This is a genomic window from Rhodococcus sp. DN22, from assembly GCF_036669995.1.
Classification (GTDB): Bacteria; Actinomycetota; Actinomycetes; order Mycobacteriales; family Mycobacteriaceae; genus Rhodococcus_F; species Rhodococcus_F erythropolis.
Genome location: NZ_CP133326.1, coordinates 3,015,741 through 3,038,660, shown reverse-complemented (window position 1 = coordinate 3,038,660; position 22,920 = coordinate 3,015,741). Strand labels below are relative to the sequence as shown.

At 62.9% G+C, this 22,920-nt stretch carries 23 protein-coding genes; 10 read left to right on the top strand and 13 right to left on the bottom strand.

What is annotated here, in order from left to right; all coding sequences use genetic code 11:
* Positions 1 to 10 precede the first annotated feature (10 nt).
* Together RA302_RS14060 and RA302_RS14055 are read right to left on the bottom strand one after the other, a co-directional pair.
* Positions 11 to 1,042, bottom strand: coding sequence for an ABC transporter substrate-binding protein (locus tag RA302_RS14060; RefSeq protein WP_228402242.1), 1,032 nt, complete (start codon positions 1,040 to 1,042; stop codon positions 11 to 13).
* A gap of 101 nt (positions 1,043 to 1,143) precedes the next feature.
* On the bottom strand, positions 1,144 to 1,488 hold the full coding sequence (locus tag RA302_RS14055; protein WP_003944988.1) for a zinc ribbon domain-containing protein YjdM: 345 nt from the start codon (positions 1,486 to 1,488) through the stop codon (positions 1,144 to 1,146).
* Between the two features lie 113 nt (positions 1,489 to 1,601).
* Here RA302_RS14055 and RA302_RS14050 point away from each other — a divergent pair, with 113 nt between their 5' ends.
* The 4 genes from RA302_RS14050 (at position 1,602) to RA302_RS14035 (ending at position 5,400) form a co-directional block, all read left to right on the top strand.
* The gene (locus tag RA302_RS14050; protein WP_003944787.1) at positions 1,602 to 2,234 is read left to right on the top strand and encodes a TetR/AcrR family transcriptional regulator; all 633 of its coding nucleotides are present in this window, start codon (positions 1,602 to 1,604) and stop codon (positions 2,232 to 2,234) included.
* Positions 2,235 to 2,275: 41 nt separating this feature from the next.
* Complete coding sequence (locus RA302_RS14045; RefSeq protein WP_003944867.1) at positions 2,276 to 3,847, top strand: MDR family MFS transporter; 1,572 nt, start codon at positions 2,276 to 2,278, stop codon at positions 3,845 to 3,847.
* A 17-nt stretch (positions 3,848 to 3,864) separates the two neighbouring features.
* Positions 3,865 to 4,461: a CHAP domain-containing protein gene (locus RA302_RS14040; RefSeq protein ID WP_176742021.1), complete on the top strand. Its 597-nt coding sequence runs from the start codon at positions 3,865 to 3,867 to the stop codon at positions 4,459 to 4,461.
* 210 nt (positions 4,462 to 4,671) lie between these two features.
* Positions 4,672 to 5,400: an HD domain-containing protein gene (locus tag RA302_RS14035; RefSeq protein ID WP_030536434.1), complete on the top strand. Its 729-nt coding sequence runs from the start codon at positions 4,672 to 4,674 to the stop codon at positions 5,398 to 5,400.
* Here the strand turns inward: RA302_RS14035 and RA302_RS14030 are convergent, their stop codons facing one another.
* A complete protein-coding gene (locus tag RA302_RS14030) occupies positions 5,401 to 5,772 on the bottom strand; it encodes a cupin domain-containing protein (RefSeq protein ID WP_030536435.1) in 372 nt (123 codons plus the stop codon). It lies immediately after the preceding gene.
* 89 nt (positions 5,773 to 5,861) lie between these two features.
* Between RA302_RS14030 and RA302_RS14025 the strand changes: the two genes are divergently transcribed.
* Positions 5,862 to 6,680, top strand: a complete 819-nt coding sequence (locus RA302_RS14025) for an AraC family transcriptional regulator (protein WP_030536436.1) — start codon at positions 5,862 to 5,864, stop codon at positions 6,678 to 6,680.
* 95 nt (positions 6,681 to 6,775) lie between these two features.
* Here the strand turns inward: RA302_RS14025 and RA302_RS14020 are convergent, their stop codons facing one another.
* Positions 6,776 to 7,231, bottom strand: a complete 456-nt coding sequence (locus RA302_RS14020) for a hypothetical protein (protein WP_230587565.1) — start codon at positions 7,229 to 7,231, stop codon at positions 6,776 to 6,778.
* A complete protein-coding gene (locus tag RA302_RS14015) occupies positions 7,228 to 8,283 on the bottom strand; it encodes a LacI family DNA-binding transcriptional regulator (RefSeq protein WP_228232709.1) in 1,056 nt (351 codons plus the stop codon). Before RA302_RS14015 ends, RA302_RS14020 begins: the two co-directional genes overlap by 4 nt.
* 70 nt (positions 8,284 to 8,353) lie before the next feature.
* Here RA302_RS14015 and RA302_RS14010 point away from each other — a divergent pair, with 70 nt between their 5' ends.
* The gene (locus RA302_RS14010; protein WP_030536438.1) at positions 8,354 to 9,583 is read left to right on the top strand and encodes an MFS transporter; all 1,230 of its coding nucleotides are present in this window, start codon (positions 8,354 to 8,356) and stop codon (positions 9,581 to 9,583) included.
* Here RA302_RS14010 and RA302_RS14005 read toward each other — a convergent pair.
* Genes RA302_RS14005 through RA302_RS13990 form a run of 4 tightly spaced genes read right to left on the bottom strand, consistent with a single transcriptional unit; the run spans position 9,544 to position 15,288 of the window.
* Positions 9,544 to 10,212 carry a class I SAM-dependent methyltransferase gene (locus RA302_RS14005; protein ID WP_030536439.1) on the bottom strand — a complete coding sequence of 223 codons (669 nt, stop codon included), beginning with the start codon at positions 10,210 to 10,212 and terminating at the stop codon, positions 9,544 to 9,546. The two genes, RA302_RS14010 and RA302_RS14005, sit on opposite strands and share 40 nt — an antisense overlap.
* A gap of 36 nt (positions 10,213 to 10,248) precedes the next feature.
* The gene (locus tag RA302_RS14000; protein WP_243617261.1) at positions 10,249 to 12,792 is read right to left on the bottom strand and encodes a polynucleotide kinase-phosphatase; all 2,544 of its coding nucleotides are present in this window, start codon (positions 12,790 to 12,792) and stop codon (positions 10,249 to 10,251) included.
* The gene (locus RA302_RS13995) at positions 12,789 to 14,213 is read right to left on the bottom strand and encodes a 3' terminal RNA ribose 2'-O-methyltransferase Hen1 (RefSeq protein ID WP_243617260.1); all 1,425 of its coding nucleotides are present in this window, start codon (positions 14,211 to 14,213) and stop codon (positions 12,789 to 12,791) included. The genes RA302_RS14000 and RA302_RS13995 overlap by 4 nt, the downstream gene beginning before the upstream one ends.
* 37 nt (positions 14,214 to 14,250) lie before the next feature.
* Positions 14,251 to 15,288 (bottom strand): Rv2578c family radical SAM protein, encoded by a 1,038-nt coding sequence (locus RA302_RS13990; protein ID WP_030536442.1) that lies wholly within the window; start codon positions 15,286 to 15,288, stop codon positions 14,251 to 14,253.
* Positions 15,289 to 15,386: 98 nt separating this feature from the next.
* On the opposite strand from RA302_RS13990, the gene RA302_RS13985 reads away from it, so the two are divergent.
* Genes RA302_RS13985 through RA302_RS13970 form a run of 4 tightly spaced genes read left to right on the top strand, consistent with a single transcriptional unit; the run spans position 15,387 to position 18,953 of the window.
* A complete protein-coding gene (locus RA302_RS13985; protein WP_007728089.1) occupies positions 15,387 to 15,752 on the top strand; it encodes a RidA family protein in 366 nt (121 codons plus the stop codon).
* Positions 15,753 to 15,806: 54 nt separating this feature from the next.
* Positions 15,807 to 16,691, top strand: a complete 885-nt coding sequence (locus tag RA302_RS13980; protein ID WP_243617282.1) for a DUF5995 family protein — start codon at positions 15,807 to 15,809, stop codon at positions 16,689 to 16,691.
* 49 nt (positions 16,692 to 16,740) lie between these two features.
* Entirely contained in the window at positions 16,741 to 18,174 is a 1,434-nt protein-coding gene (locus tag RA302_RS13975) for a putative nucleotidyltransferase substrate binding domain-containing protein (RefSeq protein WP_243617259.1), read from the top strand.
* Complete coding sequence (locus tag RA302_RS13970) at positions 18,171 to 18,953, top strand: Fic family protein (RefSeq protein ID WP_243617258.1); 783 nt, start codon at positions 18,171 to 18,173, stop codon at positions 18,951 to 18,953. The genes RA302_RS13975 and RA302_RS13970 overlap by 4 nt, the downstream gene beginning before the upstream one ends.
* Here RA302_RS13970 and RA302_RS13965 read toward each other — a convergent pair.
* From RA302_RS13965 to RA302_RS13950, 4 genes are all read right to left on the bottom strand, one after another.
* A complete protein-coding gene (locus RA302_RS13965) occupies positions 18,931 to 19,296 on the bottom strand; it encodes an AraC family ligand binding domain-containing protein (protein WP_243617257.1) in 366 nt (121 codons plus the stop codon). The genes RA302_RS13970 and RA302_RS13965 overlap by 23 nt on opposite strands.
* 160 nt (positions 19,297 to 19,456) lie before the next feature.
* Positions 19,457 to 21,439 carry a 5-oxoprolinase/urea amidolyase family protein gene (locus tag RA302_RS13960; protein ID WP_019748330.1) on the bottom strand — a complete coding sequence of 661 codons (1,983 nt, stop codon included), beginning with the start codon at positions 21,437 to 21,439 and terminating at the stop codon, positions 19,457 to 19,459.
* Entirely contained in the window at positions 21,436 to 22,089 is a 654-nt protein-coding gene (locus RA302_RS13955; RefSeq protein ID WP_020907663.1) for an urea amidolyase associated protein UAAP2, read from the bottom strand. The genes RA302_RS13960 and RA302_RS13955 overlap by 4 nt, the downstream gene beginning before the upstream one ends.
* Positions 22,086 to 22,919 (bottom strand): urea amidolyase associated protein UAAP1, encoded by an 834-nt coding sequence (locus tag RA302_RS13950; protein WP_243617256.1) that lies wholly within the window; start codon positions 22,917 to 22,919, stop codon positions 22,086 to 22,088. Before RA302_RS13950 ends, RA302_RS13955 begins: the two co-directional genes overlap by 4 nt.
* Position 22,920: the final 1 nt, after the last annotated feature.

Sequence of the window (22,920 nt, the reverse complement as noted above, 5' to 3'; positions counted from 1 at the left end):
CACGACGGCGTCAGCTGAAGATCCGCTCGATGTCGTCGAGTCGCAGCTCGGTCGCGCGGGGAGAATAGCCCGAGCCCCACAGGCTGTCGTCGACGTAATGGACGTTCCCCGAGCGGACAGCGGGAAGACGCTCCCAGAGCGGGTTCATCGCCAACTGCGCGCGGACGTCCTGCTGGTCCTGGAATGCGCCCACGATGATCACGTCGCTGGTCACCTGATCGAGTTGCTCCGCTGTGAGTGTGCGCGTGAACTCCTCCGATGTAGCTCGTTCGCCGGGGAAACCGAGGGCGTCGAGAAGAGCGTCGACCTGGTTGTAGACGACACCGTTCTCGCCGGTGCGGAGGAGGGTCACCGACGGCAACGAACCGAGGGCGGAGAGTCGATCCTTGATTGTGAGGAGGCGCTCTTCCGTTCTCGCGTTCAATTCCGCAGCAGCGTCTTCGCGTCGGACCGCGACGCCCATCGAGGTGACCAACTTCTTCATCTCGGCCCACGTGAGGTACCCGTTGAAGCCGGCGAATACTGGAACACCGGTCGCGGAGAGTTCGTCGTAGGACTTTGCCGCATAAGCATTTCCGGCGGTCAGGAGCATGACGATCAGATCCGGCGACGCGCCGATGATCGCTTCCTTGTTCCACGTCCCCGCCGTGCCGAGGTTCGGGATGTTCGCAGCCTCCGGCATCGTACGCAACACCGCGTCACCGCTCACACCCTCGAGACCGAAGAAGCCGCCGACGATCTTCTCCGGCGGCACACCGAGGTCGAGCACCGTCGCCATGGCGCTGACATGGGCGATGACCATTCGCTGCGGGTCCGACGGAATCTCGACACTGCCCGTCTCATCCTGCACTGTGACGAGACCACTTGGCGCCGAGCCGTTTTCGTCGCTGCTGCACGCTGCAAGCAAGGTCGCGGCCGCGGCACCGAGCCCGGCGCCGAGGAAACCCCTGCGCGTCAGCGCATCGACGATGCGTTTCCACTGCTCGTCTGTATCGAGTGCGGTGTTATCGAGTGCGGGCGCCAGGCAGATCGAGTTCGGCACAGTTCGGTCCATTCGTTCGAGCGGTCGAGAATCACCTCGATTGTGGCTATCGAACCGTCGAAACTGAACAGGATTTCGAGCCGACAACTATCGCTGTCCGGTCACACCTTCTTGACGACGCTCGACTTCAATTGCATCGGTCCGATGCCGTCGACCTTGCAGTCGATGTCGTGGTCACCAACACCCTGAACAAGGCGGATGTTGCGAACTTTCGTACCTGACTTGATGCCGGTCGGACTGCCCTTCACCTTGAGCGTCTTGACGACCGTCACCGTGTCGCCGTCCGCAAGAATGTTGCCTACGGCATCTTTCACCACACCCAGGTCCTCGCCGGCACTATCGGTCGGCGCCCACTCGTGCGCGCAGGACGGGCAGACCATCAACGCGCCCATCTCGTAGGTGTATTCGCCGGCGCATTCAGGGCAAGGGGGCAAGGTGTCTTCCACGCGGTTCATCCTATCCACCAGGCACCCGATCCCCATTTTTGCATTTCATGAGGCATTCTTGGGCGAAATATTGCATTCGATGAAACTTTGCACTCTGTGCAATTATGGATGAAATGGGAACCGAAACTCTCGGATTGCGCGAACGAAAACGAATTGCGACGAGGCAGCTGATCGAGCACACCGCCGTCGAACTCGTTCTCGACCTGGGCTATGACGAAGTGACCGTCGAGAAAATCTGCGAAGCCTGCAATCTGTCGACCCGCACGTTCTTCAACTACTTCCCCACCAAGGACGCAGCGATCGGTGGGCTCATGCTCGTCGTGCCAAGTGAGACGACCATGCTCACGCTCATCGGCGAGCACCCGGACGATCCGCTGCGCGGCGCTCTCGCGGTATTCGAGGCGGCGATGCAAATCGTCGACGAGCGACCCGATCTGCTCGCGCATCGACGCGAATTGTTCGAGCGTCATCCCACGCTGTTGCAACAACATCTGGCCACCTTCCACGATCTTGAAGACACGCTCACCCGGATCCTCACGCGGGAGTTGTCGAACAGAACCGAGTATCGCCGCCTGCACTCGGACACAGCCGCTGCCGACGAAGCCACAGCAACGGTCATCACCGCAGGCGCCGCGATGCGTTACGTCTTCCGAAAATGGCAGAACAGTGAACGGGCAAGCCCCAGAACAGATTTGCTCGATCCGGCACTACTCCTGATGGCTCGAATACTGAGGTCCGAGAGCTGATCCACACTCTCGCACCCGCCGTCACTCAACTAAGGAACTACATGTCCACTCGAGAAGCTGCGACCGTCGAGCCCGACGGCACGCATACCGACACCGAGGCCTCGCCGGACAAACGGTCGATCATCCTCGTTTTTGTCGGGCTGATGATCACGATGCTTCTGGCTTCGCTCGACCAGATGATCTTCAGTACCGCTTTGCCCACCATCGTGGGCGAATTGAACGGCGTCAACCACATGGTCTGGGTGACGACGGCATACATCCTCGCCTCGACCGTCATGATGCCGGTGTACGGAAAACTCGGTGACCTGATCGGCCGCAAGGGCCTCTTCATCGGCGCCATCAGCATTTTCATCGTCGGTTCGGTGATCGGCGGTCTGTCCCACGACATGACCACACTCATCGCTGGTCGAGCCGTGCAGGGACTCGGCGGCGGCGGATTGATCCTGCTGTCCCAGGCGATCATCGCCGACGTCGTCCCCGCCAGGCAACGCGGCCGGTACATGGGTGCGATGGGCGGGGTGTTCGCACTGGCTTCGGTTGCCGGTCCCCTACTCGGCGGCTGGTTCACCGAGGGCATCGGTTGGCGTTGGGCCTTCTGGATCAACATCCCCCTAGGCCTACTCGCCATCGCGAGCGCGATGGCATTTCTGCACCTGCGGAAGCCGAACCTCGGCAAGCCTCGCATCGACTATCTGGGCATGGTTCTCGTCGCGACGGCAGCGACGTGTCTGATCCTGTTCACGACCTGGGGCGGAAACACCTACGCCTGGGGATCGGCCGTCATCATCGGGTTGATCGTCGGCTGCGTCGTGACGGCAGTGGCTTTTGTCTTCGTCGAAAAGCGTGCCGACGAACCGGTGATTCCGATGCACCTGTTCGCTCAGCGCAACTTCGTGTTGACCACCGTCGCCGGCCTGATCATCGGAATCGCCATGTTCGGTGCGCTCGCCTACCTGCCGACCTACATCCAAATGGTGACAGGCAAGAACGCCACCGAAGCTGGATTGATGATGATTCCCATGATGGCGGGCCTGCTCGTCGCCTCCATCGGGTCCGGCCAGCTGGTCAGCAAGACCGGCCGCTACAAGATCTTCCCCATCGTCGGAACATCCATCGTCGCTGTTGCTCTGGTCCTGCTCTCACGTCTGACGCCGTCGACCTCACTGCTGGTCTTCGGTTGCTACATCGCACTCATGGGTATCGGACTCGGCCTCGTCATGCAGATCTTGATCTTGATCGTGCAGAACACCTTCCCCGCGGCCGAAGTGGGAACGGCCACCGCGTCGAACAACTTCTTCCGCCAGATCGGTGCGTCGTTGGGCAGCGCGATCGTGGGCAGCCTGTTCGCCTCGCGTCTGACCAATCTCCTGGCCGAGCGACTCCCGGCGAATGGCGGCGCGGTCGGTGGTGACGAGAACTCCTTGACCCCGGGAATCCTCTGGAAGTTGCCGAGCCAGGTTCGCGAGATCATCGTCGGTGCATACAACGACGCGCTGGCGCCGATCTTCCTGTACCTCGTCCCCTTGGTCATCGCGGCGGTTGTCCTGTTGCTCTTCGTCAAGGAGAAGCCCCTCGCGACGACGATCGATCGCTCGGCGCCCCCGCTCGAGTAATTGACTATCGTGGCGTGATGTCGCACGCACCGAATACGCCCAGACGCACTCTCGCTGTTCTGGGCGTATTCGGCGTTGTGGTGGTCGTAGTTGTCGCCGGCGCACTGTGGTGGTTCGCGCGCGGCGACGACGCTCTTGCCGGCGAGAATCTCGATTCGTTCCCGGCCGTCGACCACAGCATTCTCAGCGCTCAGCAGAGTGCGCTACTGGGCGTCCTCGAGCAGGAGTGGGAGTCAGGGAGTCCCGGCACCAAATACGCCGAGGGTGTCGAAGAATCGTGGTGTGCCGATTTCGTGAGCTGGTCGATGAACCAGATCGGCACGCCGTTCTCGAACCCCAACTCAGGGTCGTGGCGCATCCCCGGGGTGTACACGCTGCAGGAGTATTACGAGTCCGTCGACGCGTTTGTCCCCTACGGTCAGGACTACCAACCCAAGGTCGGCGACACGATCCTGTACGGCGACTCGAGCCCCTTCGGCCAACACGTCAACGTCGTTCTGGTCAACGACGCCGGCACTCTGACGACCGTCGGCGGCAACGAGAACAACAAGGTCATGCTCCATCGCATCGTCCCGTCGGAAGTCCCGGGCATCGTCGGGTTCGGCGTCATCTGAGCCCGAGCCCCACCGTCGTTGCTTGATGGTTCTTGCGATGTCCAGAGGTGAGGCTACAGATTCGTGGTTGCCGTTGGATGGCACTTGCTATTAACCGATATTCTGATAATTCCGTGTTTCCGTCATTGACAGACATTAGACATCTGTGAAGAAGTTTCCCTGCCAACTAGATTCGTATCCAGCTGTCCCCCCACCCAGAACAGGAATTCGATGCGCCCTGGTGAGCTCTCCACTCTCGAGCAGATACAACTCATGGCCCGCGCGGCTGCTGCGCAGGCCATGAGTGCTCCGTCGATGCTCCGACTGCGGCTCGGCCGCTACCCCACTCGCACACCCGAGCTGCGCAAACGCCCACTCCCCGACACCAAGCTGTGCAGCGAAGCGCTCGATCACGCCAGAGGAACCCTCTCCCCCGCGGTCTTGAACCACAGCCTGCGCTGCTGGATCTGGGCCGACGCCTTCGCGCAGATCGATGCGATCGAGTACGACCCCGAAGATCTCTTCACTGCGTGCGCCCTTCACGATGTCGGACTGGGCGCAGAAGGATCGGCCGAGCACGGGTGTTTCACCTACATCAGTGCCGCAGACGCAGAAGAACTCGCGACCCGAGTGGGAACTTCGGAGAGGTCGGTACAGCGAATCGGCGAAGCGATCCGTCTGCACATGGATCTGACCGTCGACCGCGGCGCGGGCGCTGACGCCTATCTACTGCATGCCGCAGCGCATTTCGACGTTGCCGGTCGGCGTGCGCCCGAAATTCCGCGAGCAACTGTTGATGCAGCAATCGCGGAGTACCCGCGAACAGGGTTCACCGACGAGTTCACGCAGTCGATGCGGCGCGAGGTCCAGCTCCGTCCGCACTCTCGCGCGGCGACGCTCTGGAGATCGGGCATGGCACTGCCGCTCCGAACCAATCCCCTGGATTGGAAGAGCCGCTAGCTACGTCCAGTCCTCGAGCACCGCGGTTCGTGATCCTCCGACGTTCCCGGTATTCACCACGCCCACGGGTTCGATCAACATCACCTCCGCTTCCTCTTCGGCGATGGGACAATGCTCGACTCCGCGAGGCACAACGAACAATTCACCGGGCCCCAACGAAACATCTCCGTCGCGCAGTTGGATTCGGATCTGCCCCTTTGTCACCAGAAACATTTCGTCGGTGTCGGTGTGGGAGTGCCAGACGAATTCACCTTTGATCTTGACGATCTTGATCTCGTAATCATTGAGGGCCGCAATCTTCTTGGGCGACCAGTGCTCGGTGAACTGACCGAACTTCTCGCGGAGCGATACCGCTGTTGCCGAACTGTTCATGTTGTTCCTCCCTCGGTCGCGCCACCACCGCGATGACGACCCCGCCACTCTTCGTCACCCGAGGCAGCTGCGTCTTGTACGTTTCTGACATGGACCCCCGCGGCGCACAGATCACCGCGTGGGCACCGAGCCTCGCGGGAATCACCGAGGTCTTCCATGCCGATTTCGTCGGACACGCCTATCCCAAACACACGCACGATCAGTGGTCCCTGATGCTCGTCGACCGCGGCACGATTGCATACGACCTCGATCATCGCGCTCATGGCGCAGCACCAGAGATCGTGACTCTGTTGCCGCCAGGCATCGCACACGACGGAGTTCCGGTCACCGAGGCCGGATTTCGTCAACGAATCCTCTACCTCGACACGTCAGTTCTCGGCGAGGTCCTCATAGGCCCGGCGGTGGACAGCCCCGAGATTCGAGACCCTCTGCTGCGCCATCGCATCGATCAACTGCACTCTGCACTCGGCCCGGACGGCGAATCACTCGAAGCCGAAAGTCGCCTGGGGTTCCTCGCTGAAAGATTGAACGAGATCCTCACACCGGCCACAGGTCGATCCCTTCACACGCCGACCGTTGACGAACGCGTTGCCGATCAACTTCGGGACCTGCTCGATGCGCGACTCACAACGGGAATCACGATGCGGGAAGCGTCGAACATCCTGCAACGGAACCCCACGTATCTGATCAAGAACTTCGCGAAGCATTTCGGGCTTCCGCCCCACAAGTACGTGACGGGACGTCGAATCGATCTGGCGCGACGCGCAATCCTCGCCGGGCGCGAATTGGCGGACGTGGCCGTCGACGTCGGATTCCACGATCAATCCCACCTGTCGCGGCACTTCGTCAAGCATGTCGGGGCGCCGCCCGGTAAATACGCACTGAACGTGGTCGGCAGAGCGCGCTAGTCGAAGCACCTGGCACCGGTTTCGTCGAGCAGACACTGACTCCGATCAGCTGGAGTCTGTGTCCACTGAATGAAAACGGTGTCAGGTCCCAACGATCAAGCAGCCGTCTCGAGGTCGACCAGGAGGAAGTCCTCGCGCCGCGGCCCGTATTCACGATCGGTCAGCTGATACGAGCGCAACGCACGAGGTGCACGGGCCAACTCGTAGAACCGCTCGGAGCCAGGCACGAATTGCCTCGTAGCCCAACCCCAGTTCGGGCCGTGCGGAAACTTCGGGTCTGGCAGCATGTCGGACTCCATCGACATCAGCCGTAGACGGCGAACCACTCCGGTAGTGGAGGCATTATCGTCGAAATCGGCCCACGCCTGACGCGCGTTTGGGTCGTCACGAGGAGTTCCGGCGCGTAGTTGCAAAGCGCCCGCGACTTCGGCAACCGCCCACCGGCGCGGGTTGTCGACATTCCAGGAGAGTCCCCACCGGACGGTCTCCCCCAATTCTGGAGGAACAAACCACCGAAAACGCAGACCGTCGATGACTACCGGCGTGATCATCGCGTCGAGGTTCGCCGACGCACCGACCATTCGACCGGCTCGACCGCATCGTCGAGCCCGAGAACCACGCGAGCTGCGTTGCGCCCTTGATCGAACAGGGACTGGCGAACCGTTGTCAGGCCGGCGTCCGATGCGGCTGTTGTGTCGTCCCATCCGACGACTGCGACATCGTCGGGCAGCGCGAGGCCGAGTTCACGGATCGCGTCCAGAACCCCCAGAGCCAGTTCGTCACTCATCGCCAAGATGACATCGGGCCTTCGGCTCTCGGGAACGTCGAGCAGGGACCGAGCCATCCGCGCACCCTCGCTCCGCTCGTTGACAGTGACGACCCCTACCCGCACCGAGGGCCAATCGAGGCCCGCGTCGCGGACGGCGCGCTCGTAGCCCTCGAGCCGATGGCGGGACACCGGAAAGAACGCTTCACCTGGATCCACGTCCATCCGAATCTCGGACCGACGCTCACGATCCCACGGAAGGCTGATCACCGCGGGCCGCTGCGCCCCCGACAACCCGACTGCCGCGATCGCGACGGCGCCGGCAACATCGTCCATCCCGACGAGATCCACACCCTCGTGCAACGGACCACCCTGGATGCATGCGGGTTTTCCGGTGCCGACAATCGCGTCGAGGATGGGATCGTCGAAGACGGTGGTCCAGACGACAAAACCGTCTACTGCCGCGTCGCGAACTCTGTCGACGTCTCCCGGTTTCCCCGAGTTCGGCAGCATCATCAGCCCGGCGTTCGCATCCAGGCACGCTTCGGCGACTCCCGAGAGGAACCGCCGAGCTACTGCGTCTTCGAAGGCGTACGTCAGCTTCTCGCTGAAGACGACCGCGATGTTGTTGAATTTCCCGCTCCGCAAGGACTGCGCCGCCCGGTTCGGGCCCGCGTACTCGAGCTCTTCGGCGGCGGCGAACACCTTGGCCCGCGTTGATTCAGACACGCGCTCGGGCTGCGCGAAGGAGTACGACACCGACATCACCGACACGCCTGCGGCCTTGGCGACGTCGGCCATCGTCGGACGACTCGAACGCTGCGCACGTATGGCCATGAGCATCAGCATAGCGAGTGCAAAATATCCATTGCGCAGTTGTGTATCGATACATGTATCGTTACACAACATGACTGCTCGACTGCCGAAGGCAACCACGCTACGGCTGATGACACTGGCCGGAGCAGCCTTCGCCTACGTGACGGCCGAAATGCTCCCCGTCGGACTGCTCAGCGAAATCTCGACGGACCTCTACGTCACCGAAGGGCGTGTCGGCCTACTGCTGACCTTCTACGCATACGGTGTCGCGGTCTTGACGCTTCCGCTGATCGGAGCGGTCAAAACCTGGCCGCGACGACGCGTCGTCGTTCTGACGGTGGCCACCCTCGCGGTGTCGCAACTGGTCGCAGCATTGGCCGTCAACTATCCGATGCTCGTGATCGGACGATTGCTCTGCGCTGCGACGCACGGAGTGTTCTGGGCTGTCGTTGCACCGGTCGCTGCCACCCTGGTTCCGCGCGGACAACAGGGCAAGGCCATCGCGATGGTGTATGCCGGTACGTCTCTCGCTTTTGTTCTCGGAGGACCCCTGTCTTCGGCGATCGGCCAGTCCTGGGGTTGGCGGACCGCGTCGGCGGCAATCGGTGTGGTGGCAGTGGTCATTGCTTTCTCACTGCATCGTGCGTTGCCAGAAATGCCGGTCGATCAACACCATCGGAGTAAGCGAGACAAACCGAAGCCGACACCGGCGATGAAACGGGCACTCGCCGTCATCTGCGCGGCAACGCTGTTTGCCGCCCTTGGGCAATTCGCTTCGTACACGTTCTTCACACTTCTGGTGGAGGAAAGCCTCGGCTCGTCCGGTGGCATCCGTACCGCGATGCTTCTGGTCTACGGCGCCGCCGGCGCCGTCGGAGTGTGGGTCGCCGGCAAGTACTACGACCGCCGACCACGCCTCTTCACGCTCATCTCGATCGCGACGGTGGCAGGCGCGCTGGCCATCTTCTGGCTCTTGGCGCCGTCGATGGGAGCGTTCGCTGTCGTCGCCACGATCTTGTGGGGTGCGGCGTTCACCACCGTTCCGATCTGCCTCCAGTCCTCGGTTCTGCGCGCCGTCCCGATCGGGACCGACCGTGCCTCGGCCATCTACGTTGTCGTGTTCCAGATCGCGATTGCAACGGGCGCTCTGCTCGGTGCGGCCGTCGTCGACAGTGGCGGGCTCTCACATCTGGCGGGCATCGGGGTCGCTCTGATGATCGCTTCGTTGGCGATAGTCGGGTTCGGCCGACGCGCGTTTCCCCAGGAACCGGAACGGTCTACTCACTCCCCCACCGACGCGCCGGCCGGACTCTCGTCGTAGATCAGGGTGTATCGCCAGAACAGTCGTCTCCTGATCCGGCTACCTGGCAGACACAACGCGGCCGCGCGCCGGACGTCAGCCATCGACTCACCCGGTTCCGCGGTGGGAGCTGTCATCGCCTTCAGTGGCTCGGAGGCAACCCGTCGATGCTTGACGACGCCGACGACGGGATTGCACACGGTCGCCAACACCGACAGGAGTGCGTCGGTGGCTGTGGTCGATCGATAACACCCGACCACGACGAGCCGCCCGCCCGGTTCGAGCAGGCTACTCAGCTGCTTCATCGATTCTTCGAGTGGAAGATGATGCAACGCTGCGACGACTGTGATCGCGTCGTACTTCGCCTCGGATGCAAAGTCCTCGATCCGCTGCGCGTCGATGATCACGTTCTCGTCGTCGACAAACCTTGCGCGCACGGCGGCCGAGGTTGTCGGGTCGGGTTCCACACCGACCACCACGTCGAACCGCCGACGCAAGAGGTCGATCAGATTGCCCGTCCCGCACCCCACGTCGAGAGCGCGACCGGACCTGACCCCGCGCAGTTTACGTAGAATCCGCCGGCGGTAGTGATCGTTGTGACTCCACGGATGGCGTCGGTTGAAACCGTCCAAGCGAGCAATCACACCCATACCCGACGGTATCAATCCGAGCCTGCGCACCGACCGTCACAACCGCGGGTCGACCGGCTCCGATTCGAGAGCCAACACCGCGAACACGGCCTGGTGCGCTCGCCACAAAGGTTCACGGTCGACAAGCCTGGAGACTGCCTCCATGCCGAGCGCGTACTCGCGCAGCGCCATCGACTGCTTGTGCCCGAGGTTGCGATTGCGTAGCCGAGCAAGTGTCGACGGTTCGAGGTAGTCGGCACCATAAATCAATCGCAGGTACTCCCGGCCGCGAACCTTGATCCCTGGCTGAACCTTCGCGTTGTACCCCCGCGGTCCGTGAATCTGATTCGCCAGCGGTTTGACGACCATCCCCTCACCACCGTCGCCGGTGAGCGACTCCCACCACTTCGTCGCTTCGGACACCGAGTCCTCGGAACCGAGATCGACCACCAGGCGACGTGTAGTGGTAAATCGACTCGGGTCGGCCGCGGCCAGGCGATCCGAAATACCGAGGTGCCATTCGTGATCCCGTTCCCCGTACGACTGGCCCTCGGCCGCCAGAATCTGGAACGGCGCGATGGTGACGCCGTCCAGTCCGTTCGTCGGCCACACGTACCGTCGGTACGCCTCGCCGAAGCGCTCGATACTGGCGGCCCGAACAGTTGTCTGTTCGAACATCTCCGCCACGTCCAGGCCCCGCGCCCCGGCCCGCGCCAGCACGGCCTCGCGAGCTGTGAGGTCTGATCGCCCGGCCGCCGCGACCGACGCGTACTGCGAGCGCAGCAGACCTTCCGCTTTGACGTTCCACGGCAACAGTTCGCAGTCGAGGAGCAGCCAGTCGGTGCCCAACTCTTCCCACAACCCAGCGGAGGTGACTGCGGCGGCGATGTCGTCGATCAACTGCTGAGTCAGGTCGTCGTCGAAGAACTGGCGGCCGGTGCGGGTGTGCACCATCCCGGTGAGCGCATCCGGTGCGTCGAAGCGGGACTGAGCAACCGATCGATCACGGCACACGAGCACCACTGCCCGCGAACCCATGTGCTTCTCTTCGCAGATCACTGTTCCGATTCCGCCGGCCCGGTATGCGTCGAACGCGGTCGACGGGTGTTCCAGATAGTCATCGGATTGGGCGCTCGCGCAGGGCGCCATGGTCGGCGGTAGGTATCGCAGCCATTGCGGCGCGACCGCGAATCGGCTCATCACTTCCAAGGCGCCGGCAGCGTTGTCGGTGCGAACGGACACTCGACCGCGCAGTTCGGTGTCGACGCCGGTCGTTTCGAGGACGTCGGCGAGATCGAGCACATCCGGATCACGAGTCGGCGGTGCCAGCGGTACCACCGGCTCGTACCAAACCTGCTCCGCCGGAACCGACACGATCTCTCGTTCCGGGTATCGAAGGGCGGTGAGGGATCCACCGAAGACGCACCCGGTGTCGAGGCACGCGGTGTTGTTGATCCATTCCACCTCGTGCACCGGCGTGTGACCGTAGAGGACCGTCGCTGATCCTCGGTAGTCCTGCGCCCACGGGTATCGAACGGGTAAGCCGAATTCGTCCGTCTCACCGGTAGTTTCACCGTAGAGCGCAAAGCTCCGGACTCGACCGGATGCCCTGTTGTGGTAGTCCTCCTTGAGACCGGCGTGCGCGACAACGAGTTTGCCGTCGTCCAGGACGAGGTGCGCGACGAGGCCGTCACAGAAGTCGACGACGCTTTCGCGGAACTCCGCCGACTCGGTGGCCATCTGCTCGAGGGTCTCGGCGAGTCCGTGACTGGCCGTGACCTTCTTACCGCGCAAGGCCTTGACGAGTTTGTTCTCGTGGTTACCCGGAACCGCTATCGCATGTCCCGCCGCGACCATCCCCATGACCAGACTCAGCACACCGACCGAATCCGGTCCTCGATCCACGTAGTCACCGAGGAAGACGGCAGTTCGCCCTTCCGGCGGCACCGCATCGACAGCTCTGCCATCGGTCCCGTAGTCGACGGTGTAGCCGAGTTTCACGAGGAGCGTCTCGAGCTCGCTTCGACATCCGTGGATGTCACCGATGACGTCGAACGGACCACGCTCGACACGCAGATCGCTGCGGAGCGGGTGGCGCAAGAATGTGGCTTCGGAAACCGCGTCCTCACCTCTGAGTATGTGAACCGAACGGAAACCTTCCTTGCCCAACCCGCGAAGCGAGCGAGTCAGCTGTTGGTGCTGGCGGCGAATGACGTCGCGTCCGAACGTCCGATCAGAGCGTGCGTCGTTGCGCGCAGAACAGACCGATTCCGGAATATCGAGCACGACTGCCACCGGCAGTATGTCGTGCTCGCGAGCCAACGCAACGAGTCGCTTGCGCGCGGCGGGCTGGACGTTGGTCGCGTCGACCACCGTGAGGCGTCCGCGTCGCAAACGCTTGGCCGCGACGAACTCCAGCACTTCGAAAGCATCGGACGTCGACTCCTGTGAGTTCGGATCATCACTGACCCACCCTCTGAATGTGTCACTCGAGAGAGTTTCGAACTCACCGAAGTGGCGCGCCGCGAAGGTCGACTTTCCCGAGCCACTGACGCCGATGAGTACTACCAGGGCGAGATCTGGAATCTCGTACACCGTCATGACGTTCGTGCCTCCTTCGTGAAGATTGCCATCTGTGTCGGTCCGCCAAGGACCGGATCAATTGCTCCGACAAATTCGAACTCCACGCAATAGCCGTGGACTCGGGCCGTTTCGGTTGCCCAGTCGCGGAATTGGGTCCGTGAGAACTCGAACCTGTGATCGGGGTGCCTGAACTCTCCCTCTGCCAACGCCGGATACAGCACGTTGTAGTCGGCATTCGGAGTAGTCAGCAGCACATACTGCGGTGCTGCGTCCACGAAGACCGATCTGACCAGAGCCGGCAGGCGCGCCGTGTCGACGTGCTCGACCACCTCCATCAGCACGGCTGCGTCGAAGCCTTTCAAGCGTGCGTCGCGGTACGTCGCGGACGACTGCATCAAAGACACACGATCACGTTGGGCGTCGGACATTTCGGTGAACTTCAATCTGCGTTGCGCCCGTGTCAGTTCGCGCGCGCTCACATCGACGCCGACAAGTTTGTCGAATTGAGCGTGCGGCATCAGCGCCTCGATCAGTTTGCCTTCGCCGCAACCGATGTCGACAATCGTTCTGACGTGCAGTCGCTGAAGCGTCGCCAAAACTGCGTCGACGCGAAGCCGTGCCAGCGGCGGATCCGGTCGCGGTAGTTCGATCTGCGCCTCTGCTTGGTCGGGAATCAGTCGATCGACCACCGATTCGACCAGGTCGCGTCGACGCGCCAGGTAGCGGGACATGATCAGCGCGGAATCCGGATGCGACGCCAACCACTCTCCAGCGACGCGGATCAACTTGTCTGCCTCGTCAGGTCCCACCCAGTAGTGCTTCACATCGTCGAGGACCGGCAACAGCACGTAGAGGTGCCGAAGGGCACTCTGCACCGTGTGTTCCCCGGTAAGTATCAGCGACACGAAGTCGGAGTTTCCCCACGTCGGCAGGTGCGGATCAAGCTGCACCGGTATCGCGGTCACATCCCAGCCCAGCGGCTCGAACAACCGACGAGGCAATTCCGCATCGCCGCCACACGGAACCACCGGAATCGAGACGGTCAACGCGAGTTCGGTTCCAACGAGTTCCGGGTGCGACTTGCACGTTCCCGTCAACGCGGTCCGAAACAGCTTCGACAGAGCAACCGAGAGTATGGACGACGCCGCATACGGCCGATCATTGACATACTCACCCAGCGAAAAGTTGTCGCCACTCTTGCCGCGGCGATACCTACTCTGCACAAGTTCGATGGGGTCGACGTCCACAATCACTGCCACCGTGGTCTTTTCGGCCGAGGCCTCCGGGTACAGAACCGTGGCGGTGCCGATCGCCAAGTCGAAGCTTTGCACGCGGTCGGGATGTTTGTGCAGCAGGTAGCTCAACGCGGTCGCATCAGGAGTCTGCGGGGTCGGGGTGGACGTCAGTGTGAGTAGCACCAGGCGAATGTAGCCCGGCAAACGTCCGGGGCGCCTCCGATTTACGCGCCCGCGGCCGTCAGAACAAAGTGAGAGCTGCTCCCGCACCCACCAGTTCCCGGGGCGCCTCACGCGGCTCACTGCCAGCCGCACTGACGTCTCGATGCCCCGAACGACCACCCAACCCATGACGCTCGACCAATGGCTCGACACGGCTTGCGAGCCAACGCTTGTATTCGGGAGTGACATACGCGCCCCGCCCGTACAGCTCGCGGTAGCGACGGATGAGCGCCGGATGTTCCTGAGCAAGCCAATTCATGAACCAACCCCGAGTACTCCCCCGCAGGTGCATCGGGAAGACCGTCACACTCGTCGCACCGGCTTCGGACAGTGCCTCGAACAGCCCGTCGAGATGACTGGTGGAATCGGTGAGGAACGGAATGACCGGCGCCACCATGACATTGCACGAGAATCCCGCGTCGGTGATGGCCCGGATCATCTCGAGACGCGCCCGCGGCGACGGGGTACCAGGCTCGATCTGCTTCTGAAGTGCAGCGTCGTTGATCGCCAACGACACACCGATTCCGACGTCGACCTGCGCTGCCGCCATCTTCAACAGCGGCAGGTCCCGTCGGAGCAGAGTTCCCTTCGTCAGGATCGAGAAGGGAGTTCCCGATTCGGTCAACGCGCGAATAATGCCGGGCATCAAGCGGTATCGGCCCTCCGCTCGCTGATAAGGATCAGTGTTGGTACCCAGTGCCACCGCCTCCCGTTTCCAGGACTTTCGCGCCAACTCCTTGCGGAGCACCGCGGCAATGTTCGTCTTCACGACCACTTGGGAATCGAAATCCGCGCCGGCGTCGAGGTCGAGATACTCGTGACTCGGTCTCGCGAAGCAATATCGGCATGCGTGCGAACAACCACGAAAAGCGTTGACGGTGAAGCTGAACGGCAACGTCGACTCTTCGGGCATCTTGTTGAGCGCGCTCTTGCAGAGCACCTCGTGAAACGTGATTCCCTCGAACTCGGGAGTCTGCACGGAGCGAACCAACCCGGCCCGTTCGAGTCCGGGTAGCGCTCCGTCATCTGCATCCAATGCCTGACCCGACCACCTCATGGCCCCAAGTCGAACACTTGTTCTAAGGTATGTCAAGATGGAGCGAATACCCGACCGTGCCTCACCACGGCCGGGAAGTTGTTGGCAGAATTCGGTGCATGTCGAACAGAATCAATATTTCGTCCGGTTCCGAATGGGAACCCAAGATCGGTTACTCCCGTGCCGTGCGCATCGGTAACCAGATCGCAGTCTCCGGCACCACCGCTCCTGGTGAGACCCTCACAGATCAGACCCGCGCAGCGCTCGAAACGATCAAGGCAGCACTGGTCGAGGCCGGCGCCTCGCTCGACGACGTCATCCGCACTCGCATGTACCTGCGCGACATGACGCAGTGGGAGCAGGCCGCTCTCGCGCACGGTGAAGTGTTCGGCGAGATTCGTCCCGCCACGACCATCCTCGAGGTCAGCTCGCTGATCGACCCCGCTCTGCTCATCGAGATCGAGGCCGACGCGGTCCTCAGCTGATCGCCAATCCGGACGTTTGTGACAGTGGGCGCCTAGTCTGAGCCGATGAAACCGATGCGGCTGTATCCGTTGACGCTCGCGCTCGGCATCACCGCCGCTTTCCTCTCGCCCGGCTCTGCACTCGCAGAACCGGGCGAGAGTCTTTCGACGGCTTGCGGCAGCCCGCTGAGCAATGCCGAGGTCGATAGGATTGCCGAACTCAGCGACGTCACGACACTGACCGGCGGCGGGCTACCTCGCCTCGAGACCGCTGTCGAACGTCATCGTGAGATCACGTCGATCCTCGTCTCCCACCACGATTGGCGAGGCCTGTTCTCCGTCGGCCTCGACGCTGTCGAACACGAGGCGGTGATGCCGCTGCAGCGAGACCCCGCGGCCTTCGACGATGACGAGTGGGCCCATTCGGTCAGCTACGAATTGCTGCGCAGGTACCTGGTGAACGTCCATGCGGAGTTCACCGGCACTCCCACCGATCCGGCGTGGACCAACTACTTCACCCTGACGCGTCAGTGCGACGCCAGTCCGGCACGAGTCGCCATGGCCGGCTACAACGCGCATCTCACCGTCGACCTCGCTCACGCCGTCGCCACGTCCGGAACCACAGCGGAGGATGTCCCCGATTTCTACAAGATCGTCGATTCGATTGCCGTCAAGGGTGGTTCGATCGTGACGCTCACCAAGGCCGAGTACGACGCCGATCTCGGGCCCCTCTGGCGGTTCTACTTCGTCGGCGAAGGACTCGACCGATTGGCCGGAAACTCGCAGCCCTCGGAACTGTTGCTCCGCGCCGCCGACAGCGGATACAACACCATCACGCTGGCCAACGGGTTCGCCCTCCAGAATCCGCAGACACGTCCCGGCGCAGAACAGGAGATCGACGCGCTCTGGCGTACTACAGATTCCGCTCTCGACGTACTCTCGCGACTCGGTGGTCTCTGACATCTCACCCTCCGCTGCCTGAACCGGACACACCTGCGACAATGACCCCATGACGGGGCACTCGACGGGGCAAGGCATCCAGAGTCCCGCCATGCGCCGGGTGCGAGACCTGTTGCGCGGGCCCGCAATTGTCTGCGACGGCCAGGCAACCATCCGCGAGGCCGCGAAGTTGATGACCGATGCGGGCCGCCGCGCCGTTGTGATCCCGACGGAGACAAGCGGTTTCGGAATCTTCACCGAAGGTGACCTACGCGCTCGCGTGGTAGTCGGTGGTATCGACAGCAATCAGCCGGTATCAACAGTGATGACGCCGTCAGCAGTGACAGTCGATCCGGATCGATTGGGCGCCGACGCCGTGACCGACATGCTCGAGTACGGATTGCGCCATCTCCCGGTCGTGACCGAGGCAGGCGCACTGATGGGCGTGCTCGAACTCAGCGACCTCCTGACTTCGGCCACCAATCAGGGTTTCGAACTGCGCGCAGCGCTCGCCACAGCACAGGACGACGCCCACCTCGTCGAAACAGCCCGCGCGGTCCCTGTTCTGGTGACGGAATTGGTGGCCTCACGGGTCTCACCGCTCGACATCGGCGCGACGCTGGCCGTGCTGATCGACGTGACGGTCAGGCGAGCCATCGAATTGGTGGTGGGCGGAGACGAGCGACCGGATTTCGCGTGGCTGTCGCTCGGCAGCGTCGCCAGGCGTGAAGCGCTCCCCTCTTCGGATATCGACAGTGCGCTGGTGTGGGGCGGCGAATCTCATCACGAGGGAGCCGACGCCGCGAAGACCATCCACGACATCCTCGATCTCTGCGGGTTCCCTCGCGACACCAAGAACGCCGTCGCGACCCAGGCCAGGTTTGCTCGGACGCTCCCACAATGGCGCACTGCGCTGCGGAAATGGGTATCCAATCCGTACCAGGACCAAGCCCTGGTCATGTTGTCGATGCTGGCGGATGCCCGCGTCGTCGCAGGCGATCCGGCGTTGGATCCTCGCCCTGCGGCGTTGGATCAACTGCGACTGCACCCGGCCGTCATGCGACTGCTCCTTCGCGAAGCGGTCGGAGACAAGGCAAAGCTCCATTCGTTCAAGGACGTGATGACGCGTCGGACCGGAACCGTCGACCTCAAAGCCAGCGCCGTCCAACCGATCGTGAACATCGCTCGATGGGCGGGGATTTCCGTGGGCGCCCGCACGAGTTCGACACTCGAACGCCTCAAGGCTGCAGCGGGAAGCGGTTTCCTACTCGACGACGACGCCCAGGTACTGATCGAATCTTTCGAGGTGTTGCAGCAGATTCGTGTCCGCCACCAGACCGATCAGTTCGCGGCAGGTCGGCCACCGACCGACGAAGTCGTGATCTCCGAACTCACTCCGCTCTCGCGGAGCTTGCTGAGCAATGCAGTACGCGAGGTCGCGGGTGTGCAACGACGACTCGAATATGCCGCGTCCGCGTCGGCGCTACCCGACATCGACCCGTGAATCGCACTGCGCTCGAACAGGTTCTGGCGGCGGAGCGCCTCGAAGGCTGGGATCCGAGTAACGAGCAGATCGCGGAACTCGAGGCCGTCATGATCGGGATGCTCTCTCGGCGTGAGTATTTCGAGCAGGAATTGGCGCGAGCCGTCGGCCTGTCGTCAGCAATTCCCCCGCGAATCCGCTGGCGAAGATCAGCGCCGTACGTCTATCGCGGTACATCGGTACTCGAGAACAATTTCGACGTGCGAGATCCCGCCGCACTGCAATCACTCGAGTTCGCGTCGACCGCGCTTCGTCTGGGTGAGGCGCATCTCGGCGGCGACCTCGTACCGCACACGCGAGACACAGCCGAACTTCTCCTACTTCACCAGCACGTTTTCCAAGATCTGTACCAGTGGGCCGGCCACATCAGAACCGTCGACATCAGAAAAGGTGCGGCAACGTTTGCTCCGGTCTCGGCGATTCGGAACTACCTGTCCGAGGTGGAAGAGATCATCGCCGCCGTCGATTGGGTAGCGCTCGATCACGGCGCTGCGTCGTTCGCGCTCGCATCGGTGTACTCGACGCTCAATCATGCCCACCCGTTTCGGGAAGGAAACGGGCGAACCGGAACACTCTTCCTGCACCGACTCGCCGCCGACACCCGGTATCAGCTCGACTTGTCGCGGGTGAGCAGAACCGAGTGGGTATCCGCGTCGAGGGATTCTGCGCCTTTCCGGCCGACCGGAACCCCGTCGCCTCGCCCGTTCATCGATCTGTTCAATCGCGCGCTGACTCGCTGACGAGCCCGGTGAACGGAGTGCCGCTTTGCACTATCACCACAAGCATCCCGTCATCCGAACCGGACTCGTGGATCTCGCCAGGGCTCCACAACACTGCCTCGCCTGACGCCATCGAGACCCGTCGACCGTCGCCTTCGGCTACCCAGCCCGAGCCGTCCACGACGACGTACAGCTGCCAGAGGTTCGCAGAGTGCTTCCCCAACAGGCTGTTCGGCCGACACCACGCGAAGTGACTCCTGAATTCTCCACCGTCCACCGAACGGGCGAGCTGCATCATGGTGATGTTCCGGCTGCCGTACTCGTCGGCGTCCAGGCTTCCTTGGGGCAGTGTCACGAATCGCATGGCTGAGTGTCGCTCACGTCGTCGACCTCCACAATGACCAACCCATGAATGACCAATGATGACAACCACCGCGGACTGAACATCGTTACTGCTGAGTGAGCACCGCTTCCGACACTCTGGAAGCGGTGCTCACTCTAAGACGACTGTGCTCACTCGACCATCAACCGGGCAGCGCGAACTCCCCTGCGTCGGACCAGCGCTGACGCTCGGCCCCGAACGCGACGGACTGCATCGCACGGAACTCCTCGATCGAGCGCGAGTTCGACGCGAGGAACTCCTGATGCTCGGCCAGCGAGAAGCTGCCGTCCTCGATCTCGACGCCCCCGCCGCGGCCGGCCGCAGTGTCAGCGCGCAGATCCATCAGCTCTTCCGGCTCGACGGGGTACCAGGAGATCCGGTCGAAGAATCGCAGCAACCACGGAGTGCCCTCCTCGAACGGGCCCGACTTCGCGGGGTGGCGGTGATTCCACACCTGCGTCGTACGCCCGACGAACTGGTACCCGCCCGGGCCTTCCATGCCGTAGATGCAGAGGTAAGCCCCACCGATCCCGACGGCGTTTTCGGGGGTCCAGGTGCGGGCGGGGTTGTATTTGGTCGTGACAAGGCGATGACGTGGGTCGAGCGGCGTCGCGACCGGAGCTCCGAGGTAGACGTCGCCGAGCCCGAGCACCATGTATTCGGCGCCGAAAACGGTGTCGAACACGTCGTTCACGGATTCGAGACCGTTCATCCGGCGGATGAACTCGATGTTCCACGGGCACCACGGCGCGTCTGCGCGCACTCCGTGCATGTACCGCTGGATCGCTTCGCGCGTAGCCGGGTCGTCCCACGACAGTGGCATCCGCACAGTGCGACTGGGCACAACGAGTTCGTTGGCCGCAGGCAAGGTGTCCTCCGCCTCGGCGAGCATTCCCATCAGTTTGCCGACGGGCAGCACGTCTGGGTCGACGCGGACCTGCAGGCTACGGATTCCCGGGGTGAGATCGAGTAGTCCGGCCGGCTTCTCGGCTTCGAGTCGCTGATGCAGTGCATGTGCACGCGCACGTAACGCCAGGTCGAGATTCATGTCGCCGTATTCGACCAACACATTGTCATCGCCTGAGCGCCGGTACGTGACCGCGGTGTCGCCGTCACGGCGAGCTATGACGCCGTCGTCGCCGTCACCACCGGAGGAATGCACAACCGAATTGGACGCTCGACGCGATACTCCGAGGTCACGCCGGGAGGCTGCCCGTTCGGCGCGGACCGGCACGAAGCGAATCTTGTTCCCGGGAGCCAACTGTCCAAGCTTCCAGCGATCAGCAGACACCACCGTGATCGGGCAGACGAAGCCGCCGAGGCTCGGTCCGTCGGGCCCGAGGAGGATGGGCGTGTCGCCGGTGAAGTCGAGTGCACCGATCGAATACGCGTTGTCGTGGATGTTCGAAGGGTGAAGTCCCGCTTCGCCGCCGGTGGTTCTGGCCCAGTCAGGTTTCGGACCGATCAACCGGACTCCGGTGCGGTCGGAGTTGAAGTGGACCTCGTACTCGGTCGCGTACAGCGTGTCGATGTCGGAGCGGGTGAAGAACTCCGGCGCCCCGTGCGGGCCCTCGGTCACCGCAAGTTCCCAGCACGTGTGTATCGCCGGAACATGCTCGGCGGGAACACCTCCCGCTGCGCCGGTCGCCTGTCCGAGTTTGAGAACGTCCCCCGCCCGCAAAGTCCTACCTTCGTGTCCACCGAACCTGCCCAGGGTGAAGGTCGACGCACTGCCGAGATAGTCGTCGGTCTCGATTCCGCCCTGTACGAGTACGTAGATGCGCAGTCCTGGGCCGCTGAGCGTCCCGACGTCGAGCACCGCTCCAGCGGGGACGAAAACAGGACGCCACTGACCGTGGGCGATGCCGTCGACGGTCACAGACACCGGAGCGCCCGTGACGCACACCGTGGTGTCCTCGTCGAACGTCATCGCAGGTCCGGCCATCGCGCATTCGATGCCGGGTGCGCCTTCGGGATTTCCGAGTGCGGTGTTTCCCAACCGAAACGACAGGTCGTCCATCGGGCCCGACGGTGGGACACCGATCTGCCAGTACCCGACGCGCCCTGGATAGTCCTGAACCGTCGTCAACATTCCGGGACGTACGATGGTCAGTTTTGCGTTCATTCGTCTGCCTCCGGCCGTGTGACGATCATGCGGACGGCCGTCGGATCGAAGCCGTTGCACGGGTTGTTGATCTGCGGGCAGTTGGACACGAGGACGAGCGCGTCGCGTTCGGCACGCAACGCGAGCCGCTTGCCTGGCGCAGACATTCCGTCGACGATTCCGAGTGTGCCGTCGGGGTCGACCGGGACGTTCATGAAGAAATTGATGTTGGACACCAGGTCCCGCTTCCCGAGCCCCCATTTTGCGCCCTCGACGAGGAAGTTCTCGACGCACGCGTGCTGGTGCTTGGTGTGGTGGCCGTATCGCAGGGTGTTCGATTCCTGTGAGCACGCGCCGCCGACGGTGTCGTGGTTTCCGACCTCGTCCGCGACCAGGGTCATGAGCGGAGTTCCGTCGTCACTGCGGAGCACGGATCCTGTGGTCAGAAACAGATTCTGCTGCGCTGTGACCGTCGCTGCTGCCGAGTACCGAACGCTGTGATCGTCACTGGCATAGACGAGTGTGTCGACGGCTTGATTTCCGTGCAGATCGACGATGGTCAGGACGTCGCCGGCGCGGACAACTGCGGACCACGGCCCGAACGCTTCAGCAATCTCGTCGAGGATCACCGTTCCGGGAACGAGGGCGGGGACATCCAGGGTGGTGGTCATGCGATCTCCTCCAGGTTCGAAGCCGTCCAGGCGTCTTCGGTATTGAGCACTGCGCGTTGGTATTCCGGCCCGAGATCGTCAAGGCTGCCGAGTTCGTCGGCCGCGTTCCACGCGAGCACTTCGAGGGACGTGGTGGGAAACTCCAGCGCCGGATCGAGTGGGTGCGCGGTGTTGGCGATCATCACGATGACCGGCAGGTGGATCAGAAGGTCGACCGTCGCGCCGGCGCCGGCGGAACCCGTACTGGTGAGAGCGCCGTCCGCCTCGACGCGGACACCATGGAAGAAGGACAACGGCGGCGCAATGTCCTGCGGCCCGAGTCCGTTCTTCGCGACAGCGACGGTGAACAGTTCACGACCGGCGGGTGAGGCACTGTGCAGCGAACCCTGCCCGTACTTCGCCTCGTTGGTAGCGCGTGACGTCGTTCCGCAGAACGCGTCGTGGTGACCCGACGTGTCGGCGACCACCGTCGCGAGTACTCGCCCCTGATCGGAGAGCAACGGGTGCCCGACACCGAGATAGGCCTGCCATGGCACCTTGACGGTATCGGCGACGTTGAGACGCTCCCAGGGGGCGTCGGCGCGGTAGAGCAAGATGTTTGCACAGGCGCTGCCGACGATGTCGCGAAGTCGCAATCGGGTTCCACGGGCGAGAACCTTGGTCGTGTATCGCCCACCTGGCACTGTTTCAGCCCAGGTCAGACGTTCGGGAGCGACGTCGTCGGGCGGGTTCGGCCAGCGGGTGGCCGGCAACACCGGCATGGAGTCTGTGATTGTTCCGGCCTGGGACCGGGCATGCTCGCGCGCTCCGGCGGTGGTCTGAGTACTCATG

Excerpts from the sequence above, each read along its gene's own strand:
- RA302_RS13960 (WP_019748330.1), bottom strand. The coding sequence starts at position 21,439 with ATGAACGCAAAACTGACCATCGTACGTCCCGGAATGTTGACGACGGTT.
- RA302_RS13955 (WP_020907663.1), bottom strand. The coding sequence starts at position 22,089 with ATGACCACCACCCTGGATGTCCCCGCCCTCGTTCCCGGAACGGTGATC.
- RA302_RS14020 (WP_230587565.1), bottom strand. The coding sequence starts at position 7,231 with ATGATCACGCCGGTAGTCATCGACGGTCTGCGTTTTCGGTGGTTTGTT.
- RA302_RS14045 (WP_003944867.1), top strand. The coding sequence starts at position 2,276 with ATGTCCACTCGAGAAGCTGCGACCGTCGAGCCCGACGGCACGCATACC.
- RA302_RS14000 (WP_243617261.1), bottom strand. The coding sequence starts at position 12,792 with ATGACGGTGTACGAGATTCCAGATCTCGCCCTGGTAGTACTCATCGGC.
- RA302_RS14010 (WP_030536438.1), top strand. The coding sequence starts at position 8,354 with ATGACTGCTCGACTGCCGAAGGCAACCACGCTACGGCTGATGACACTG.
- RA302_RS13985 (WP_007728089.1), top strand. The coding sequence starts at position 15,387 with ATGTCGAACAGAATCAATATTTCGTCCGGTTCCGAATGGGAACCCAAG.
- RA302_RS13965 (WP_243617257.1), bottom strand. The coding sequence starts at position 19,296 with ATGCGATTCGTGACACTGCCCCAAGGAAGCCTGGACGCCGACGAGTAC.
- RA302_RS14005 (WP_030536439.1), bottom strand. The coding sequence starts at position 10,212 with ATGGGTGTGATTGCTCGCTTGGACGGTTTCAACCGACGCCATCCGTGG.
- RA302_RS14035 (WP_030536434.1), top strand. The coding sequence starts at position 4,672 with ATGCGCCCTGGTGAGCTCTCCACTCTCGAGCAGATACAACTCATGGCC.
- RA302_RS14040 (WP_176742021.1), top strand. The coding sequence starts at position 3,865 with ATGTCGCACGCACCGAATACGCCCAGACGCACTCTCGCTGTTCTGGGC.
- RA302_RS13950 (WP_243617256.1), bottom strand. The coding sequence starts at position 22,919 with ATGAGTACTCAGACCACCGCCGGAGCGCGCGAGCATGCCCGGTCCCAG.
- RA302_RS13975 (WP_243617259.1), top strand. The coding sequence starts at position 16,741 with ATGACGGGGCACTCGACGGGGCAAGGCATCCAGAGTCCCGCCATGCGC.
- RA302_RS13980 (WP_243617282.1), top strand. The coding sequence starts at position 15,807 with ATGCGGCTGTATCCGTTGACGCTCGCGCTCGGCATCACCGCCGCTTTC.
- RA302_RS13990 (WP_030536442.1), bottom strand. The coding sequence starts at position 15,288 with ATGAGGTGGTCGGGTCAGGCATTGGATGCAGATGACGGAGCGCTACCC.
- RA302_RS14025 (WP_030536436.1), top strand. The coding sequence starts at position 5,862 with ATGGACCCCCGCGGCGCACAGATCACCGCGTGGGCACCGAGCCTCGCG.
- RA302_RS14030 (WP_030536435.1), bottom strand. The coding sequence starts at position 5,772 with ATGAACAGTTCGGCAACAGCGGTATCGCTCCGCGAGAAGTTCGGTCAG.
- RA302_RS14015 (WP_228232709.1), bottom strand. The coding sequence starts at position 8,283 with ATGGCCATACGTGCGCAGCGTTCGAGTCGTCCGACGATGGCCGACGTC.
- RA302_RS14050 (WP_003944787.1), top strand. The coding sequence starts at position 1,602 with ATGGGAACCGAAACTCTCGGATTGCGCGAACGAAAACGAATTGCGACG.